This is a genomic window from Duganella radicis (genome assembly GCF_009720825.1).
GTDB classification, from domain to species: Bacteria; Pseudomonadota; Gammaproteobacteria; order Burkholderiales; family Burkholderiaceae_D; genus Rugamonas; species Rugamonas radicis.
The window spans coordinates 96,924-115,793 of the sequence record NZ_WNKY01000007.1 but is presented as its reverse complement, the minus strand read 5'-3'; the positions used below and the strand labels follow the sequence as shown (position 1 = coordinate 115,793).

Here is an 18,870-nt window from a genome sequence, read left to right as displayed (position 1 = left end):
ACCATGCGCGGGCTTTTTTGGTGGCGCGCGCGTTCTGAGGGATAATGTCGGATTGAATCATTCAGGATCACCAGCTTATGTTCTCTTACCGCCACGCCTTCCACGCGGGTAACCACGCCGACGTGCTCAAGCACTTCATCACCATCCAGTTGCTGGAGTACCTCAATCAAAAGGACGTGGCCTACAGCTACATCGACACGCACTCGGGCGCCGGCGTCTACGAGCTGGATGGCACCTTCGCTTCCAAGAATGCCGAGTACGACACCGGCATCGGCAAGCTGTGGAATCTGGCGGAGATGCCGGCGCCGGTGGCCGAATACGTCGAGCTGGTGCGCGCCATGAACCCGAGCGGCAAGATGCGCTTCTACCCGGGCTCGCCCTACATCGCCGAGCAGGTGGCGCGCGAGCAGGACCGCCTGCGCCTGTTCGAGATGCATCCGGCCGACGCCAAGCTGCTGGCCGATAACTTCCGCAAGCTGGACGAGCACAAGGCGGCGCAGGGCATCCGTTCCACCGTGCGCGGCAAGCGCGTGATCGTCAACCGCAGTGATGGCTTCGCCTCGCTGAAAGCGCTGCTGCCGCCGCCGTCGCGCCGCGCGCTGGTGCTGATCGACCCGCCGTACGAAGACAAGCAGGACTACAAAAAGACCAAGGACATGCTGGCCGAAGCGATGGGCCGCTTCCCGACCGGCACCTACGCGGTCTGGTATCCGCTGCTGCAACGCATGGAATCGCGCCAGTTCGCGGACAAGCTCAAGCAGCTGCCGGCCGCCACCTGGCTGAACGTGGTGCTGACCACCAAGAAGCCGATGCCCGATGGCGTCGGCGGTCTGCACAGCAGCGGCATGTTCATTTTGAATCCGCCCTACACGCTGGAGCCGATGCTGAAAGAGGTCATGCCGTGGCTGGTGAAAGCGCTGGGCGTGGACAGCGGCGCGCGCTTTACGCTGGAGAGCGGCACCCAGGCGACGGCTGGACGCAACACTAGTGAGCGCCGCCCTCCGGTTCGACAGAAAAATATTGTCAAGACTACATAATTGGGTATAGGCTGGTGTCAAGCAGATTGACAATGGGAGCTCCCCATGATGTTAGCCTCGGCGCCATCCAAGTTAGCTGATAATTTCTTCCTTGCGCGCCAGCCCATCCTCAACCGGGGACAGCGGCTGGTGGCATATGAACTGCTCTTCCGCGACGCCGGCGCCGACGGCGCCCACGTTACCGACGACGCCGAAGCCACCGCCACCGTCATCGCCCATGCGGCCGAACTGGGCATGGGACAGGTGGTGGGCGACCAGATGGCGTTTGTGAACGTCGATGCGGTGGGGCTGATGAGCGATTTCATCCGCTTCCTGCCGAACGACAAGGTCATCCTCGAAATCCTCGAAACCGTGAGGGCCACGCCCGAAGTGCTGAATCGCGTGCGCGAGCTCAAGCAGGCCGGCTTCAAATTCGCGCTGGACGATGTGATCGGCCAGTCGGACGATGTGCAGAAACTGACGCCGCTGTGCGACGTGATCAAGGTCGACATCAAGGACATGCAGCCCGGCACCCTGCCGGCGCTGGCGCGGGTGTTGAAGAATCCCGGGCAAAAGCTGCTGGCCGAGAAGGTGGAGACGGTCGAGGAGTTCCAGGAGTGCATGGAACTGGGCTTTGAATATTTCCAGGGCTATTACTTTGCGCGGCCGGTGATTTTGAGCGGCAAGAAGATCTCGCCGTCGCAGATGAGCGTGCTGCATTTGCTGGAATTGCTGGACCGCGACGCCAGCAGCGCCGAGATCGAGCGCAGCGTCAAGCATGACGCGCTGATCACGCTCAACCTGCTGCGGCTGGTGAACACGCCGGCGGTGGGCGCGCGCCAGCGCATCAACTCGGTTGGTCATGCCTTGATGGTGCTGGGACGGCGTCAGCTGCGGCGCTGGCTGCAAATCCTGCTGTATGTGAAAAATGGCGGCACGCAGGAATTCACCTCGCCGCTGCTGCAACTGGCGACCACGCGCGGCAAGACCATGGAGTTGATGGTGGAGCAGCGCCGGCCGGGGCAGCGGGTGAGCGCGGATATCGGCTTCACGGTGGGGGTGATGTCGCTGATGGACACGCTGTTCTCGATCCACATGCGCGAAGTGCTGGAAAGCGTGAACGTGCTGGACGAGGTGAGGGCGGCGCTGCTGCACCGCTCGGGCGACTACGGCGCGATGCTGAGCCTGATCGAGCACATCGAGCGCGGGCGCGATGGCAAGGTGCTGGCGCAGATGCTGCACCAGCTGGACCTCAAGCCGGCCGAACTCTATGCCATCCAGCTGGCCGCCATCGAATGGGTGACCGAGTACACGCGGGGGATTTGATTACTGCCCCAGCAGCAGGAACACCGTCGGTTTTTTGTGGAAGTCCGGCGCGGGGGCGGTTTTCCATTGGGCGGCGCTCATGGTGCGGATGGTTTCGCTTGGCAGGCTGAGGTCGGTCGCCACGCATACCAGCGTGCCCGGCGCGCACGATGCCACCAGCGCTTCCAGCATGGCCGCGTTGCGGTACGGCGTTTCGATAAACAGCTGCGTCTGCTTTTCCTTGCGCGAGCGCTGTTCCAGTTCCTTGATGCGCTTGTCGCGCTGGCTGGCATCGGTCGGCAGGTAGCCGTTGAAGGCGAAGCTCTGGCCGTTCAGGCCGCTTGCCATCACCGCCAGCAGCAGCGACGACGGCCCCACCAGCGGCCGCACCGGAATCTTGTGCTGGTGCGCCAGCCGCACCAGATCGGCGCCCGGATCGGCCACCGCCGGCACGCCGGCTTCCGACACCAGCCCGCCATCCTGCCCCGCCAGCAGCGGCGCCAGCAGGTCGTTCAGCGCGGCGGCCGGCGTGTTCACGTTCAGCTCGGCGATTTTGATTTCCTGCATCGGCTTGCACAGCGGATGCTGCGCGCCCACCAGTTTCAGGAACGCGCGCGCGGTCTTGGCGTTTTCCGCCACGAAGTAATCCAGTTGCGCGGTGATGCGCTGCACCTGCTCGGGCAGCACGTGGTTGAGCGCTTCGGTCTCGCCCAGGGTGTTTGGGATTAAAAAGAGGGTGCCGGTCATATTATGTGTTGAAGAAGCTGACGCCAAGGTTGCGCAGCATGCCCGTCAGGGCGATTAAAGGCAAGCCTGTGAGGGCGGTCGGGTCGCTGCTGTCGATGCGCTCCAGGATCGCGATGCCCAAGGCTTCGTTCTTGGCGCTGCCGGCGCAGTCGTACGGCCGCTCGATGCGCAGGTAGGCGTCCAGCTCCTCGTCCGGCAAATCGCGGAACTTCACGACGGTCTGGATGTCTTCTACCTGGGCTGTGTTGTTGCGGCCATCCCACACGCACAGCGCGGTGTGGAAGATGACCTCGCGCCCGCGCATTTTCTGCAATTGCGCCAGGGCGTTGGCGTGATTGCCGGGCTTGCCGATTTGTTCATCGTCCAGCGTGGCCACCTGGTCGGAGCCGATCACGATGGCGCCCGGCATGTTGGCGGCCACGGCGGCGGCCTTTTCACGGGCCAGGCGCAGGGCGGTGGCGCTCGGCGTTTCGCCCGGCAGCGGGGTTTCGTCGATGTCGGGGATGGCCACCTCGAACGGCAGTTGCAGGCGCGATAATAACGTTTTGCGGTAGGCCGAACTGGAGGCCAGTACGAGTAAACTTGATGTCATGGGGGAACTGTTATATGCTCTCTCGCCGGTAATGCTGGCGGTGGAAAAAGCGAAAAATTCGCTAAGTTTTTGACTTGAATGCGAAAACCCTGTTATTATCGCAGGTTTTCCGGGGAAACTCTGTAATGAATGCTCTTGTGATCGACACCTTTGAATTTTGTCGGACCAACAGCAGCCAGTCAGGCACGACGCCTGTCGCTGAACTGACCCGTCTGGCCAAGGAGTGCGCGAATCCCTCCGGCGAGATTACCTGGGAAGCAGTAGGAGAGACCCACAAACTGGGCATCCCGCAGATGACGCTGTCGGTCAACGGCACCGTGCAACTGGTCTGCCAGCGCTGCTTGCAGCCTTACGCTCACCACCTCGATTCGTCGACCGTGCTGATGCTGGGTAAGGATGATGAAGACGCAGACGAAATTGAAGAACGAATTGACGACGAATCGATCGATGTGATCGTCGGCAGTCGCAGCATGGAGCTGATGTACCTGGTGGAAGATGAAGCTTTGCTGGCCTTGCCGCAATCGCCGCGTCACGATGTCTGCCCGGATTCCAGCCTGCTGGACAAGGCAAAAAGCGAGAAGATCTCGCCGTTCGACGCTCTCAAGAGCCTCAAATCCGAATAAGTTGTAGTGTGAAGAACGTGTCAATACGCGTGTAAATCGAGTCTTGGCAAGTTAGCAGTAGCAAAGTAGTAGGGCTCGATTTGCATGTATATGCCGGTCGATTGTGTTAGAATTTTAGAACTTAAGTATTAGGAGTCATTAACATGGCAGTTCAACAGAACAAAAAATCCCCATCGAAGCGCGGTATGCACCGTTCGCACGATTTCCTGGTTGCTCCGCAACTGGCAATCGAGCCAACCACCGGTGAAACCCACCTGCGTCACCACATCAGCCCTAACGGCTTCTACCGTGGTCGTAAAGTCCTGAAAACCAAGAACGACGAGTAATCGATCGCTCTTGCTGGACCCGGAAACAGGCGGTGCTGACTTGTGTAGCATCGCTTTTTCTTTTTTAATCGGCTGCAATTTGGTTTTGCACACCGTCATGTTCCAACGCGGATTCCGGATGTTGCGGTTCTGCCGCTTGCCATAACAATGACAATCAAAATTTCTATCGACTGCATGGGTGGCGATCACGGCCCGTCGGTCACTATCCCCGCAGCTGTTTCCTTCGTCAAACGCGAACCTGATGCCGAACTGATCCTGATCGGTCTCGAAGACGTCATCCGCGCCGAACTGAAGAAGCACCATGCCGACGCCCATCCGCGCCTGAGCATCGTGCACGCCTCCGAACAAGTCACCATGGACGATCCGCTGGAAGTGGCCCTGCGCCGCAAGAAGGATTCGTCGATGCGCGTCGCCATCGAGCAAGTGAAAGACGGCAAAGCCCAGGCTTCCGTCTCGGCCGGCAATACCGGCGCCCTGATGGCCGTGGCGCGCTACGTCCTGAAAACCATGAGCGGCGTCGACCGCCCGGCGATCTGCTCGATCATGCCGAACCAGAAGGGCGGCCCGACCTATATGCTGGACCTGGGCGCCAACGTCGACTGCGAACCGCACCACCTGCACCAGTTTGCCATCATGGGCTCGGTGCTGGTGTCGGCCATGGAAAACATCGAACGCCCGACCATCGGCCTGCTCAACGTGGGCACCGAGGACATCAAGGGCAACGACGTGGTCAAGGCCACCAGCAAGCTGCTGCAAGCCGACCATGAGCGCGGCGCGCTCAACTTCTACGGCAACGTGGAAGGCAACGACATCTTCAAGGGCACGGCCGACATCGTGGTGTGCGACGGCTTCACCGGCAACGTCACCCTGAAGGCCGTGGAAGGCGTGGCGCGCTTCTTCGCCGACACCGTCAAGTCCGAATTCAGCCGCAATCCACTGACCATGCTGAGCGCCCTGATCGGTCGCGGCGCCCTGAACAACATCAAGAAACGCCTGTCGCCATCGCGTTACAACGGCGCCAGCCTGCTGGGTTTGCGCGGCCTGGTGTTCAAGAGCCATGGCGGCGCCGATGCATATTCCTTTGAGTGGGCGATCCGACGGGCGTATGATGCTGCAAAAAATGACGTGTTGCCGCATATCTCGACCCTGATCGCCGAGCTGATGCCGCGTAGCACCGAGACCCCGGAAGTACCCAGCTCAACTATTTAGTGGACGGTAGAACGGCATGACCTTGTATAGCAAAATTATCGGCACCGGCAGCTATCTGCCGGAACAGCGCGTGACCAACCAGGAACTGGCTGATCAACTCGCCGCCAAAGGCATCGAGACCTCGGACGAATGGATCACGACCCGCAGCGGCATCGCCGCGCGCCACTTCGCCGCGCCTGATCAAAAGTCGTCGGACCTGGCGGTGAACGCCGCCACCAAGGCCCTGGAAATGGCCGGCATGCAGCCCAACGATATCGATCTGATCATCGTCGCCAGCTCGACCCCGGATTTCTTCGGCAGCTTCCCCAGCACCGCCTGCATCGTGCAGCAAAAGCTGGGCATCACCAACAACGGCGCGGCCGTGGACGTGCAGGCCGTGTGCAGCGGCTTCGTCTATGCGCTGTCGACCGCCGATGCCTTCATCCGCGCCGGCGTGCACAAGAATGTGCTGGTGATCGGTGCGGAAGTATTTTCCCGCATCCTCGATTTCAACGACCGCACTACCTGCGTGTTGTTCGGCGACGGCGCCGGCGCCGTGGTGCTGAGCGCGTCGCAAGAGCCGGGCATCCTGGCCAGCGCGCTGCACGCCGACGGCCGCCATTCCGACATCCTGTGCATGCCGAACACCTTCGCCGGTGCGACCGCCGGCGAGGCTTACCTGTACATGGACGGCCCGGCCGTGTTCAAGATGGCGGTCTCCGTGCTGGAGAAGGTTGCCAACGAAACGCTGGAAAAAGCCGGCATGCAGCAGTCGGAAATCGACTGGCTGATCCCGCACCAGGCCAATCTGCGCATCATGAGCGGCACCGCCAGGAAGCTGGGCCTGCCGATGGAAAAGATGGTTGTCACCGTCGATCAGCACGGCAACACCTCGGCCGCATCGATCCCGCTGGCGCTGGACGCCGCCGTGCGCGATGGCCGCATTCAGCGTGGCCAGAACGTCATGATGGAAGGCGTGGGTGGTGGATTTACCTGGGGTGCGGTGCTGACGCGTTTTTAAGTGAATTAGAATTAGAGTTCTAACGGACTCCTCGGTAGCAAGGCTGTCATGTTTGCATGCTAGCTTTGCAGCCAATAACGAAAACGAGATGGATGAAGTCATGACGAAATTTGCTTTTGTATTCCCAGGCCAAGGTTCGCAAGCGATTGCGATGATGGACGGCTTTGCCGGCAACCCGGTGGTGGCCCAGACCATCGCCGAAGCGTCCGACGCGCTGGGCTTCGACATCGGCAAGCTGATGGCCGAAGGCCCGAAGGAAGAACTGGACCTGACCACCAACACCCAGCCGGTCATGCTGACCGCGGCCGTGGCCGCCTATCGCGCCTACATCGCCGCCGGCGGCGCCGTGCCGTCGGTGGTGGCCGGCCACAGCCTGGGCGAATACTCGGCGCTGGTGGCGGCCGGGGTGATCGACTTCAAGGACGCGGTGCCGCTGGTGCGCTTCCGCGCGCAAGCCATGCAGGAGGCCGTGCCGGTCGGGCAGGGCACCATGGCCGTGGTGCTGGGCCTGTCGGATGAGGACGTGCGCGCGTCCTGCACCGAAGCCGCCGCGGCCGGTGGCGTGGTGGAGGCGGTCAACTTCAACGCCCCGGCGCAAGTGGTGATCGCCGGCGACACCGCCGCCGTCGAGCGCGCCTGCGAAATCGCCAAGGGCAAGGGCGCCAAGCGCGCCATGCGTCTGCCGGTGTCGGCGCCGTTCCACTCGTCGCTGCTGAAGCCGGCGTCGGACCGCCTGCGCGACTACCTGGCCAATATCCATTTCTCGGCGCCGCGGATCCAGTTGATCAACAACGTCGACGTGGCCGTGCTGAACGACCCGGCCGCCATCAAGGATGCGCTGGTGCGTCAGGCCGCCGCCCCGGTACGCTGGGTGGAGACGGTGCAGAAAATGGCCGCCGAGGGCGTCACCAAGCTGGTAGAGTGCGGTCCGGGCAAAGTGCTGATGGGCCTGACCAAGCGCATCGACGGCAATCTGGTGGGCGACGCGATCTACGACCAGGCCACTTTGGAACGCGTATTGAGCGAGCTCAAATAAAGCGTTCGCGGATTCAGGCACACTTCGAATTTACTGTAGAAGGACTTACATGACTTTAGCAAATCAAGTCGCCCTGGTAACGGGCGCATCGCGTGGCATCGGCAAGGCGATTGCCCAGGAACTGGCGCGCCAGGGCGCGAAAGTGATCGGCACCGCCACCACCGAGGCGGGCGCGGAAGCGATTTCCGCCTACCTGGCCGAGATCGGCGCTGAAGCGGGCAAGGGCATGGTGCTGAACGTCACCAACGCCGAAGCCTGCGCCGCCATCATCGACGACATCGGCAAGACCTGGGGCGCCGTCGGCATCCTGGTCAACAACGCCGGCATCACCCAGGACCAGCTGGCCATGCGCATGAAGGACGAGGAGTGGGATAACGTCATCGCCACCAACCTGACGTCGGTGGGCCGCCTGTCGCGCGCCGTGCTGCGCGGCATGATGAAGGCCAAGACCGGCCGCATCATCAACATCACCTCGGTGGTGGCCTCGGCCGGCAATCCGGGCCAGATCAACTACGCCGCCGCCAAGGCCGGGGTGGAAGGCATGACGCGCGCGCTGGCGCGCGAAATCGGCAGCCGCAACATTACCGTCAACAGTGTGGCGCCGGGCTTTATCGATACCGACATGACCAAGGCGCTGGGCGAAGAGCAGCACGCCGCCTTGCTGACCCAGATTCCACTGGCGCGCCTCGGCAAGCCGGAGGATATCGCCGCGGCGGTCGCCTTCCTGGCGTCGCCGCAAGCCGCTTATATTACCGGCACCACCCTCCACGTGAATGGCGGTATGTATATGAACTGATGAGAATGGGCTTAAAATATAGCCCATTCAAATCTTTTAGTAGGTATTTCAGGGTATTTAGCAGCAGACACTGAAATTAGTTTTTCAGCGCGCAAACCTGATAAAATGCGCGCTTTCCGTAACAAACAAAATGGAGCCATAACATGTCGGATATCGAACAACGCGTTAAGAAAATCGTCGCTGAGCAACTGGGCGTCGCCGAAGCAGACATCAAAACCGAATCGTCGTTCGTCGATGATCTGGGTGCTGACTCGCTGGACACCGTTGAGCTGGTGATGGCACTGGAAGACGAGTTCGAAATGGAAATCCCGGACGAACAAGCAGAAAAAATCACCACCGTGCAGCAAGCGATCGACTACGCTACCGCTCACGTCAAGGCGTAATATCTGCCCGATCGACTTTAGGAGAATCGCTTGAGAGGTTCTAAAAACCGTCGTGTTGTCGTTACCGGCCTGGGCGCCGTCTCCCCGATCGGCAATAATATTGCCGACACCTGGGCGGCCGCCGTCGAGGGCACATCCGGTATCGCCACCATCACCAAGTTTGACGCAACAGCTTTCAGCACCCGCTTTGCCGGCGAAGTCAAAGGCTTCAATATTGAAGACTACATCTCGGCCAAGGAAGCCCGCCACATGGATACCTTCATCCATTACGGCATGGCGGCGGGTATCCAAGCTGTGAACGACTCCGGCCTGGTCGTCACCGAGGAGAACGCCGATCGTATCGGCGTGCTGGTCGGTTCCGGTATCGGCGGCCTGCCGATGATCGAAGAACAGAAGGAAGATTACGACAAGCGCGGTCCGCGCCGTATCTCGCCGTTCTTCGTACCTGCCTCGATCATTAACATGATCTCGGGTAACCTGTCGATTAAGTACGGCATGCGTGGTCCTAACCTGTCGATCGTCACGGCATGCACCACTGGCCTGCATTGCATCGGCGCCGCCGCTCGTCTGATCGAGTACGGCGATGCCGACGTGATGGTTGCCGGTGGCGCGGAATCGACCGTGTCGCCGCTGGGCCTGGGCGGTTTCGCCTCGGCCAAGGCGCTGTCGTCCCGCAACGACGATCCGGCCACCGCGTCCCGTCCATGGGACCAGGACCGCGACGGTTTCGTGCTGGGCGAGGGCGCCGGCGTGATGGTGCTCGAAGAGTACGAACACGCGAAAGCGCGCGGCGCCAAGATCTACGCCGAGTTGCTGGGCTTTGGCATGAGCGCCGATGCGTATCACATGACCTCGCCTCTGGAAGATGGCGCGGGCGGCAGCAAGTCGGCGCAAGCCGCGCTGCGCAACGCCGGTGTCAATCCGGACCAGGTGCAGTATGTGAACGCGCACGGCACCTCGACGCCGCAAGGCGACGTGGCGGAAGTGCAGGGCATCAAGCGCACGTTCGGCGACCACGCCAAAAAGCTGGTGGTCAATTCGACCAAGTCGATGACCGGCCACTTGCTGGGCGGCGCTGGCGGCCTGGAGTCGGTGTTCACGGTGCTGGCGGTGCATCATCAGATGTCGCCGCCGACCATCAACATCTTCAACCAGGACCCGGCGTGCGACCTGGACTTCTGCGCCAATGTGGCGCGCGAGATGAAGATCGAGTATGCGGTCAAGAACTCGTTCGGTTTCGGCGGCACTAACGGCAGCCTGGTCTTCGGCCGTATCTAAAAAAGTTGAACCAATTCTCTGCTCGTCCTGTCCAAACAGGGTGAGCGAGAATTCGGCGCCGGCGCTCGCTGGCGCCTGAATTGCCCGGCCTTGCGCCGGCGCTTCCATGTAGTAATCCCCTTTGTTTGCGTTGTGTTTGTTTTGGTGCTGCCGTCATGTCGATCGCGGTGTCCGTCATCGTTCGCCCCTCGCGCGGCTTGCGCATTGCGCATGCCGGCTTGTGCTGTTGCGTGATGGCGTCCGCCGCGGCATGTCCCGGCGCCGTGGCGTCGTCGCTGTGCCTGCTGGCGGGCGCGCTGGCCTGGCGGTTCGGGCGGCCGCCGGCTATTGCGCGGCGGCTTGATATATCCGGTGTCGGCCATGTGCGGCTGGCGGTATACCAGCATCAGGACGGCGCGTTGCGGCTGCTGGAAGGCTCGACCCTGTGGCCGCGCCTGCTGTTGCTGCGTCTGGGCGATCAGGCCGGCGGCGCGCAGGTGCTGGCGGTCTTGCCGGACAGCGTGGCGCGGCACCACTGGCGCGCACTGGCGCTGGCTTGCCGCGCCGCGGCGCGCGCGCAAATAAACACGCCGGCAGTGTGAACTTCTTGCAGCGAGCTAACTCTATAGCATATGGCTAGACGAATCGGCTGCGCTGCAGGCCACCGAGGAATGCAGGAGTGACGACAGAACGTGAGTGCGACCAGTTGCTGGTCGAGCGGGTCCGCGATGGCGATAAGCAGGCGTTTGATTTGCTGGTGGCGAAGTATCAGCGCCGGCTCATGCGCTTGTTGTCGCGCATCGTGCACGACCCGGCCGAAGCGGAGGACGTGGTGCAGGAAACCTTTATCAAGGCATACCGGGCGTTGCGACATTTTCGCGGCGATTCGGCCTTCTACACCTGGCTGTACCGCATAGGCATCAACACCGCCAAAAACTTTTTGGCGACGCAGGGGCGGCGCACGCCCACGTCCACCGACACCGATACCGAACAAGCCGAAGGGTTTTACGATGGCGAGCATTTGCGCGACATCAATACGCCGGAGTCCATGCTGGCCAGCAAACAGATCGCCCAGACCGTGAACGCGGCCATGGACGCCCTGCCGGTGGACCTGCGCACTGCCATTGCCCTGCGCGAGATCGAGGGGCTGAGCTATGAGGAAATTTCCGACATCATGGCCTGTCCCATCGGTACCGTGCGCAGCCGGATATTCCGCGCCCGCGAAGTCATCGCTGAAAAATTGCGGCCCTTGCTCGACCTGCCGGTTGACAAGCGCTGGTAAGACGGGAATGATGGCAAGGGCTGTTGGCGTCCGGCAAAAGAGCGGACTGGTTTTGACATGGCGGGACACGCGATGGATACCCACAAAAGACTGCACGAACACATCTCGGCGCTGGCCGACGGTGAATTGTCGGACAGCGAGCGCGAGCTGGCCTTTGCCGCGCTCGACACGCCGGAAGGGCAGGCCGCCTGGCGCGCCTACCACCTGACCGGCGACGTGCTGCGCAGCACGCCTGGCGGCGAGCTCAGCAACGGTTTCAGCGCCCGCCTGGCGGCGCGGCTGGCGGCCGAGCCGGCGTTTGCGCCAGACAGCAATGCCCTTGAAGATCGGCCAGCCGCCATTATCTTGCCCTGAGCGCATACCCTTATAATGATTCAGCACATCCGGTGTGGCGACTTTTCGCTTACCATGTGCTAGCCTCACGTCGCGCGCTGATCGCGTCGACGGGGCAGCGCACGCATCCCGAACTTTATAGAGATCGATACTTTCCATGAAAAATAACTTCTCTGCTGGTGGTAAAACTCTGTCCGCGCTGGTACTGGGCGCAAGCTTATGGATGTCCCTGGGCATGTCGCCCGCGACGGCGGCCACGGCCGTCACCGGCGCCGTCATCGGCCTGCCGGACTTCGCCGACCTGGTCGACCGCGTCGGCCCGGCGGTGGTGAATATCCGCACCACCGAGCGCCCCAAGCAAAGCAGCCGCGCCAACGGCCTGCCGGGCGACGACGAGATGCAGGAACTGCTGCGCCGCTTCTTTGGCGGCCAGCTGCCGAGCCCGCAAGGCCGCGGCCAGCGCCGCCAGGCGCCGTCCGATGAGCCGGTCAACCGTGGCGTCGGTTCCGGCTTCATCCTGTCGGCCGACGGCTATGTGCTGACCAATGCCCACGTGGTGGACGGCGCCGACGAGGTGTTCGTGACCCTGACCGACAAGCGCGAATTCAAGGCCAAGGTGCTGGGCGCCGACACCCGCACCGACGTGGCCGTGCTGAAAATCGAAGGCGATAAGCTGCCCTTCCTGCTGATGGGCGATTCGGACAAGATCCGCGCCGGCGAGTGGGTGATCGCGATCGGCTCGCCGTTCAACCTGGAAAACACCGTCACCGCCGGCATCATCTCGGCCAAGGCGCGCGACACCGGCGAATACCTGCCGCTGATCCAGTCGGACGTGGCGGTCAACCCCGGCAACTCGGGCGGCCCGCTGATCAATATGCGCGGCGAGGTGATCGGCATTAATTCGCAGATCGCCACCCTGTCCGGCGGCTCGAACGGCATCTCGTTCGCGGTGCCGATCAACGAGGCGATCCGCGTGTCGGACCAGCTCAAGAAGAGCGGCAAAGTCACCCGTGGCCGCATCGGCGTGCAGATTGGCGAGGTCAGCAAGGAAGTGGCCGAGTCGCTGGGCCTGAAATCGGCGCAGGGCGCCGAGGTGTCGCTGGTGGAGCCGGGCGGTCCCGCCGACAAGGCCGGCATCAAGGCGGGCGACATCATCCTGAAGTTCAACGGCAAGCCGGTCAACCGTTCCTCCGACCTGCCGCGCCTGGTGGGCGATACCGCGCTCGACAGCAAGGCCACCGTCACCCTGTGGCGCAAGGGCGCCGAGCTGACCCTGTCGGTGACCGTGGCCGAGCTGGACGGCGAGAAGGCGGCCAAGGGCGCGAAAGGCAAGGGCGGCAAGGCGGAACCGGCGGCGCCGGCCAAGGCCAACGCGCTGGGCCTGAAGATCGAGGACCTGTCGGCCGCACAGAAGGCCGATCTGCGGGTGGATGGCGGCGTGGTGGTGACCGATGTGGAGGGCGTGGCCGAGCGCGCCGGGCTGGACGAGGGCGACGTGCTGCTGCAACTGAATAACGTCAGCATCAAGGACGCCAGGCAGTTCAACGCCCTGGTGGCCAAGCTTGATCCGAAGCAGGCATCGGTGGTGCTGGTGCTGCGTGACGGCACCACCCGCTTCGTCTCGCTGCGCCCCAGCGCGAAATGACCGCCGTCGCTCCGGCGCAGGCCGGAGCCCAATGCAACACCTGCTCAACTTGGACCGCGGCGGCGGACCGTCCGCCTGCGCCGGAATGACGAATATGCATTTCACGCTGTATTCACGCGGCTATTGTCACTTATGCCATGACATGCTGGACGCGCTGCTGCGGCTGCAAACGCCGCAGCGGCCGTTCACCGTCGAGGTGATCGACATCGACGAGGCCGGCGACCCGGCGTTGCTGGCCAAATACGACGAACTGGTCCCGGTCCTGTTCGCCGATCTGTCGCAGCCGGAGCTGTGCCACTACTTCCTCGACGAAGCCAAAGTACTTCAGCTGCTATAAATCGGGCTTTCCACTCTGAAATCCGGTAAAATGCCGGGGCAAAGCATATTTCCACAAGGCGCTCGCCAGGGCATCGCCCCGTTGTGAGCGCTTTTTTGTATTGTGCCCTCGTCGTGTCAAACCCGTTTTTGAATTTTTGTTAATGAACAACATACGTAACTTCTCCATCATCGCCCACATCGACCACGGCAAATCGACGCTGGCGGACCGCATCATCCAGCTGTGCGGCGGCCTGTCGGACCGCGAGATGGAAGCCCAGGTGCTCGATTCGATGGACCTGGAGCGCGAACGCGGCATTACGATCAAAGCGCAAACCGCCGCCCTGCAATACAAAGCCCGCGATGGCGTGGTCTACAACCTCAACCTGATCGACACCCCGGGCCACGTCGACTTCTCCTATGAAGTGTCGCGCTCGCTGTCGGCCTGCGAAGGCGCGCTGCTGGTGGTGGACGCCTCGCAAGGCGTGGAAGCCCAGACCGTGGCCAACTGCTACACCGCGCTCGACCTGGGCGTGGAAGTGGTACCGGTGCTCAACAAGATCGACTTGCCGAACGCCGATCCGCCCAGCGCCATCAAGGAAATCGAAGACGTGATCGGCATCGAGGCCGGCGACGCCGTGCACTGCTCGGCCAAGACCGGCCTGGGCGTGGAAGACGTGCTGGAATCGATCATCGCCAAAGTGCCGCCGCCGAAGGGCGACGCCGAGGCGCCGCTGCAAGCGCTGATCATCGACTCGTGGTACGACGCCTATGTGGGCGTGGTGATGCTGGTGCGCGTGGTCAACGGCACGCTGCGTCCGAAAGACAAGATCAAACTGATGGCCACCGATTCGGTGCAACTGGTGGAGGATATCGGTATCTTCTCGCCGCGCTCGGTGTCGCTGCCGCAGCTGACGGCGGGCCAGGTCGGCTTCGTCATCGCCGGCATCAAGGAACTGAAGGTCGCCAAGGTCGGCGACACCATCACCCTGGCCAGCAAGCCGGCGCCAGCGCCGCTGCCGGGCTTCAAGGAAGTGCAGCCGCAGGTGTTCGCTGGCCTGTTCCCGGTCGAGGCCAACCAGTACGACGCCCTGCGCGACGCGCTGGAAAAACTCAAGCTGAACGACGCCGCCCTGATGTATGAGCCGGAAGTGTCGCAGGCGCTGGGCTTCGGCTTCCGCTGCGGCTTCCTCGGCCTGCTGCACATGGAAATCGTGCAGGAGCGCCTGGAGCGCGAGTTCGACCAGGACCTGATCACCACCGCGCCAACCGTGGTGTACGAAGTGGAAATGCGCGATGGCTCCGTGATCAAGGTGGACAACCCGTCGCGCATGCCGGAAACCACCAAGATCAACGAGATCCGCGAGCCGATCGTCACCGTCAACCTGTACATGCCACAAGAATATGTCGGCTCGGTGATCACCCTGTGCATCAGCAAGCGCGGCGTGCAGATGGACATGAGCTACCACGGCCGCCAGGTCAAGCTGGTGTACGAAATGCCGATGGGCGAGATCGTGCTGGACTTCTTCGACAAGCTGAAATCCACCTCGCGCGGCTACGCCTCGATGGATTACGAGTTCAAGGAATACCGCCCGGCCGACGTGGTCAAGGTCGACATGCTGATCAACGGCGACAAGGTCGACGCGCTGGCCATCATCGTGCACCGTTCCAACTCGGCCTACCGCGGCCGCCAGGTGGCCGCCAAGATGCGCGAGCTGATCCCGCGCCAGATGTTCGACGTGGCCATCCAGGCCGCCATCGGCGTCAACGTGATCTCGCGTGAAAACGTCAAGGCGCTGCGCAAGAACGTGCTGGCCAAGTGCTACGGCGGCGACGTCAGCCGTAAGAAGAAACTGCTGGAGAAACAAAAAGCCGGTAAGAAACGCATGAAGCAAGTGGGCTCGGTCGAGATTCCACAAGAAGCGTTCCTGGCCATCTTACAAGTGGACGAGAAATGAACCTGCAAGTCATCCTGGGTAACTTTGCGCTGATCCTGTTCGTGCTGATGGTGATCACGGGCGTGATCTGGTTTCTGGACGTGTTTTACCTGGCCAAGCAGCGCCGTGCCGCCGCCGACCGCGCGCTGGCCGAGTACGACGCCCGCAACGCCAAGCTGACCGCCGACGGCATCAAGGTCGACAACAGCGGCAATCGCGCCCAGCTGGAAGCCGGCATCCTGCGCCAGCCGACCTGGATCGAATACTCGGGCAGCTTCTTCCCGGTGATCGCGCTGGTGTTCTTCCTGCGTTCCTTCCTGTACGAGCCGTTCAAGATCCCGTCGTCGTCGATGGTGCCGACCCTGCTGGTGGGCGACCTGATCCTGGTGAACAAGTTCACCTACGGCATCCGCCTGCCGGTGATCAACAAGAAGATCGTCCAGATCAACGACCCGCAGCGCGGCGACGTGATGGTGTTCAAATATCCGATGGACATGAGCCAGGATTACATCAAGCGCGTGATCGGCGTGCCGGGTGATAAAATTACGTATGAAAACAAGCGCTTAACCGTGAATGGCGTGGAGGTGAAGTACACCCCGCTGGACGATTACCTGAGCGACGAGCGCATGGCGTACAACAAGCAATTCGAGGAAAACCTGACCGGCGTCAGCCACCGCATCCTGAACGACGAGAACAAGCCGACCTACACCCGCGAGAGCGTGTTCCAGTTCCCGCAGAGCGAGAATTGCCAGTACCGCTATGAAGGCTTCACTTGTGTAGTTCCGGCAGGCAATTACTTCATGATGGGCGACAACCGCGACAACAGCCTGGACAGCCGTTATTGGGGCTTTGTACCGGACAAGAATATTGTTGGAAAAGCATTTTTCGTTTGGATGAATCTGGGTAACCTGCGTCGTATCGGCAGCATTCACTAATCCGGCTCGAAAGGGACCAAGATGCAAAAACGGCAAGATGGTATTTCGCTGGTAGGATTGATCGTGGTGCTGGCCCTGCTGGGCATGGTGCTGGTGCTGGGGTTGAAAATCGTCCCCACCTACACCGAGTACCGCGCGATCCAGAATGCCATTGTCACCGCGAAAAATGGCGGTGGCTCGGTGGTTGATATCCAGAAATCCTTCGACGCCAGTGCCGTGGCCGGCTACATCAGCTCGATCAGCGGCCGCGACCTGATCATCGAGAAGATCGATGGCCAGACCGAGATCAGCTTCGCCTACGAAAAGAAAATCCCGCTGGTCGGACCGGCCAGCCTCCTGCTTGAATATGAAGGCACCACCGCCAAGGGCGGCGCCAAACCCGCGAAAGAATAAAGAAGCTAATGAATCTCCAGTTATTGCAAACTCGTTTAGGCTACACGTTCCAGGATGCTGGTCTTCTACAGCAGGCCCTGACGCATCGTAGCCATAGCAGTGTGCATAACGAACGGCTGGAATTCCTGGGCGATTCGATTCTGAACTGCGTGGTGGCCTCCATCCTGTACGACCGCTATCTGGAAATCGACGAGGGCGACCTGTCGCGCCTGCGCGCCAACCTGGTCAAGCAGCAGTCGCTGTTTGAAATCGCCCAGAAACTGGAGCTGTCGCAGTTTCTGCGCCTGGGCGAGGGCGAACTGAAATCGGGCGGCTTCCGCCGTCCATCGATTCTGGCCGACACGCTGGAAGCGCTGCTGGGCGCCATCTACCTCGACAGCGGCTTCAACGCGGCGCGCGACGTGATCCGCTCGTTCTACATCCCGATCCTGGATTCGGTCGACCCGCAGACCCTGGGCAAGGACGCCAAGACCTTGCTGCAAGAATTCCTGCAATCGAAAAAAATCTCGCTGCCGCAGTACAACGTGATCGCCACCCACGGCGCCGCGCACAGCCAGGAATTTGAAATCGAATGCCTGGTGCCCAAGCTGGGCATCCAGGTGTTCGGCCGTGGCGGCAGCCGCCGCGCCGGCGAACAGGCGGCCGCCAAACTGGCGCTGGCCGCCGCTGAGCAGGCGGTGCAGAAAGCGCCGGCCGCCGCCCGCAAGTCCAAGCCGCGCACAGCCCAGCTCAAGCTGGCTGGCATCGCCACCGTGCAGGAGCAACCGGCTCCGGCGCCGGCATCGGCCAAGGCCGCCAAACAATAAAAGAGAACATCATGACCACCGAACAGACTCCTGCCGCCAACTTCCGTTGCGGCTACATCGCTATTGTGGGCCGCCCCAACGTCGGCAAGTCCACGCTGATGAACACGCTGATTGGCGCCAAGGTCAGCATCACCTCGCGCAAGGCCCAGACCACGCGCCACCGCATCACCGGCATCCAGACCTATGACGATGCGCAGTTCATCTACGTCGACACGCCGGGCTTCCAGACCCGCCACGCCAACGCGCTGAACAATAACCTGAACAAGACCGTCACCAACACCCTGATTTCGTCGGATCTGATCGTGTTCGTGATCGAGGCGGGCACCTTCGGCCAGGCCGACCAGCAAGTGCTGGACCTGTTGCCGGCCGAGGTGCCGGTGATCCTGGTGATCAACAAGGCCGACCGCGTGAAAGACAAGGCGGCGCTGATGCCGTTCGCGCAGCAGGTGGCGTCCAAGTTCAACTTCGCCGCCATCGTGCCGGTATCGGCCAAGCTGCGCTTCCAGCTGGATGGCCTGGAAAAAGAAATCAAGCGCTTCCTGCCGGAGAACGAGGCGATTTTTGATGCGGACGATATCACCGACCGCTCCGAAAAATTCATGGCCTCGGAAATCGTGCGCGAGAAGCTGTTCCGCTTCGTCGGTGACGAACTGCCTTACACCAGCACGGTGCTGATCGAGAAGTTCGAGCAGGAGGGCAACCTGCGCCGCGTGTTTGCCGCCATCCTGGTGGAGCGCGACACCCACAAGTCCATGATCATCGGTAACAAGGGCGTGCGCCTGAAGGAAATCTCCACGCAAGCGCGCCAGGACATGGAAAAACTGTTCGGCGGTCCGGTCTACCTGGAGATCTGGGTCAAAGTGAAATCCGGCTGGGCCGATAACGAAGCGGGCCTGCGCGCTTACGGCTACGAGTAAGCGGGCGGTCAACACCA

22 protein-coding genes are annotated in these 18,870 nt (G+C 61.8%); 20 read left to right on the top strand and 2 right to left on the bottom strand.

Translation table 11 applies throughout. The features are described from left to right. Positions 1-77: 77 nt before the first annotated feature. On the top strand, positions 78-1,037 hold the full coding sequence (locus GM676_RS09325; protein WP_155463248.1) for a 23S rRNA (adenine(2030)-N(6))-methyltransferase RlmJ: 960 nt from the start codon (positions 78-80) through the stop codon (positions 1,035-1,037). Between the two features lie 48 nt (positions 1,038-1,085). Further along, positions 1,086-2,342 carry an EAL and HDOD domain-containing protein gene (locus GM676_RS09320; protein WP_371866171.1) on the top strand — a complete coding sequence of 419 codons (1,257 nt, stop codon included), beginning with the start codon at positions 1,086-1,088 and terminating at the stop codon, positions 2,340-2,342. On the opposite strand, the gene GM676_RS09315 is transcribed toward GM676_RS09320, so the two are convergent. Then, on the bottom strand, positions 2,343-3,068 hold the full coding sequence (locus GM676_RS09315) for an SAM-dependent methyltransferase (protein ID WP_155463246.1): 726 nt from the start codon (positions 3,066-3,068) through the stop codon (positions 2,343-2,345). Position 3,069: 1 nt separating this feature from the next. Further along, on the bottom strand, positions 3,070-3,660 hold the full coding sequence (locus tag GM676_RS09310) for a Maf-like protein (protein ID WP_155463245.1): 591 nt from the start codon (positions 3,658-3,660) through the stop codon (positions 3,070-3,072). Positions 3,661-3,785: 125 nt separating this feature from the next. Here GM676_RS09310 and GM676_RS09305 point away from each other — a divergent pair, with 125 nt between their 5' ends. From GM676_RS09305 to era, 18 genes are all read left to right on the top strand, one after another. Then, a complete protein-coding gene (locus GM676_RS09305; RefSeq protein ID WP_155463244.1) occupies positions 3,786-4,283 on the top strand; it encodes a YceD family protein in 498 nt (165 codons plus the stop codon). Between the two features lie 143 nt (positions 4,284-4,426). After that, positions 4,427-4,609, top strand: coding sequence for a 50S ribosomal protein L32 (gene rpmF / locus GM676_RS09300; RefSeq protein WP_072783806.1), 183 nt, complete (start codon positions 4,427-4,429; stop codon positions 4,607-4,609). Positions 4,610-4,756: 147 nt separating this feature from the next. Then, on the top strand, positions 4,757-5,818 hold the full coding sequence (gene plsX, locus GM676_RS09295; protein WP_155463243.1) for a phosphate acyltransferase PlsX: 1,062 nt from the start codon (positions 4,757-4,759) through the stop codon (positions 5,816-5,818). A 16-nt stretch (positions 5,819-5,834) separates the two neighbouring features. After that, complete coding sequence (locus GM676_RS09290; protein WP_155463242.1) at positions 5,835-6,818, top strand: beta-ketoacyl-ACP synthase III; 984 nt, start codon at positions 5,835-5,837, stop codon at positions 6,816-6,818. Positions 6,819-6,918: 100 nt separating this feature from the next. Further along, complete coding sequence (gene fabD, locus GM676_RS09285) at positions 6,919-7,854, top strand: ACP S-malonyltransferase (RefSeq protein ID WP_155463241.1); 936 nt, start codon at positions 6,919-6,921, stop codon at positions 7,852-7,854. Positions 7,855-7,903: 49 nt separating this feature from the next. Beyond that, on the top strand, positions 7,904-8,650 hold the full coding sequence (gene fabG / locus GM676_RS09280; protein ID WP_155463240.1) for a 3-oxoacyl-ACP reductase FabG: 747 nt from the start codon (positions 7,904-7,906) through the stop codon (positions 8,648-8,650). A 143-nt stretch (positions 8,651-8,793) separates the two neighbouring features. Beyond that, the gene (gene acpP / locus GM676_RS09275) at positions 8,794-9,033 is read left to right on the top strand and encodes an acyl carrier protein (protein WP_055936274.1); all 240 of its coding nucleotides are present in this window, start codon (positions 8,794-8,796) and stop codon (positions 9,031-9,033) included. 30 nt (positions 9,034-9,063) lie between these two features. After that, complete coding sequence (gene fabF, locus GM676_RS09270) at positions 9,064-10,311, top strand: beta-ketoacyl-ACP synthase II (protein WP_155463239.1); 1,248 nt, start codon at positions 9,064-9,066, stop codon at positions 10,309-10,311. A 155-nt stretch (positions 10,312-10,466) separates the two neighbouring features. Further along, positions 10,467-10,892 carry a protein YgfX gene (locus GM676_RS09265; RefSeq protein ID WP_155463238.1) on the top strand — a complete coding sequence of 142 codons (426 nt, stop codon included), beginning with the start codon at positions 10,467-10,469 and terminating at the stop codon, positions 10,890-10,892. A gap of 77 nt (positions 10,893-10,969) precedes the next feature. Next, entirely contained in the window at positions 10,970-11,572 is a 603-nt protein-coding gene (gene rpoE / locus GM676_RS09260; protein WP_371866167.1) for an RNA polymerase sigma factor RpoE, read from the top strand. Positions 11,573-11,644: 72 nt separating this feature from the next. Continuing rightward, complete coding sequence (locus GM676_RS09255) at positions 11,645-11,926, top strand: sigma-E factor negative regulatory protein (RefSeq protein WP_155463236.1); 282 nt, start codon at positions 11,645-11,647, stop codon at positions 11,924-11,926. Between the two features lie 214 nt (positions 11,927-12,140). Next, positions 12,141-13,550 carry a DegQ family serine endoprotease gene (locus tag GM676_RS09250; RefSeq protein WP_229262606.1) on the top strand — a complete coding sequence of 470 codons (1,410 nt, stop codon included), beginning with the start codon at positions 12,141-12,143 and terminating at the stop codon, positions 13,548-13,550. Positions 13,551-13,644: 94 nt separating this feature from the next. Continuing rightward, on the top strand, positions 13,645-13,887 hold the full coding sequence (locus tag GM676_RS09245) for a glutaredoxin family protein (protein ID WP_155463330.1): 243 nt from the start codon (positions 13,645-13,647) through the stop codon (positions 13,885-13,887). Between the two features lie 142 nt (positions 13,888-14,029). Next, positions 14,030-15,823 carry a translation elongation factor 4 gene (lepA, locus tag GM676_RS09240; RefSeq protein WP_155463235.1) on the top strand — a complete coding sequence of 598 codons (1,794 nt, stop codon included), beginning with the start codon at positions 14,030-14,032 and terminating at the stop codon, positions 15,821-15,823. Next, positions 15,820-16,737 carry a signal peptidase I gene (gene lepB, locus GM676_RS09235; protein ID WP_155463234.1) on the top strand — a complete coding sequence of 306 codons (918 nt, stop codon included), beginning with the start codon at positions 15,820-15,822 and terminating at the stop codon, positions 16,735-16,737. Before lepA ends, lepB begins: the two co-directional genes overlap by 4 nt. A gap of 21 nt (positions 16,738-16,758) precedes the next feature. Beyond that, positions 16,759-17,130, top strand: coding sequence for a DUF4845 domain-containing protein (locus tag GM676_RS09230; RefSeq protein ID WP_155463233.1), 372 nt, complete (start codon positions 16,759-16,761; stop codon positions 17,128-17,130). A gap of 8 nt (positions 17,131-17,138) precedes the next feature. Further along, positions 17,139-17,936, top strand: coding sequence for a ribonuclease III (gene rnc / locus GM676_RS09225; RefSeq protein ID WP_155463232.1), 798 nt, complete (start codon positions 17,139-17,141; stop codon positions 17,934-17,936). 11 nt (positions 17,937-17,947) lie between these two features. Further along, positions 17,948-18,853, top strand: coding sequence for a GTPase Era (gene era, locus GM676_RS09220; protein ID WP_155463231.1), 906 nt, complete (start codon positions 17,948-17,950; stop codon positions 18,851-18,853). Positions 18,854-18,870 lie beyond the last annotated feature (17 nt).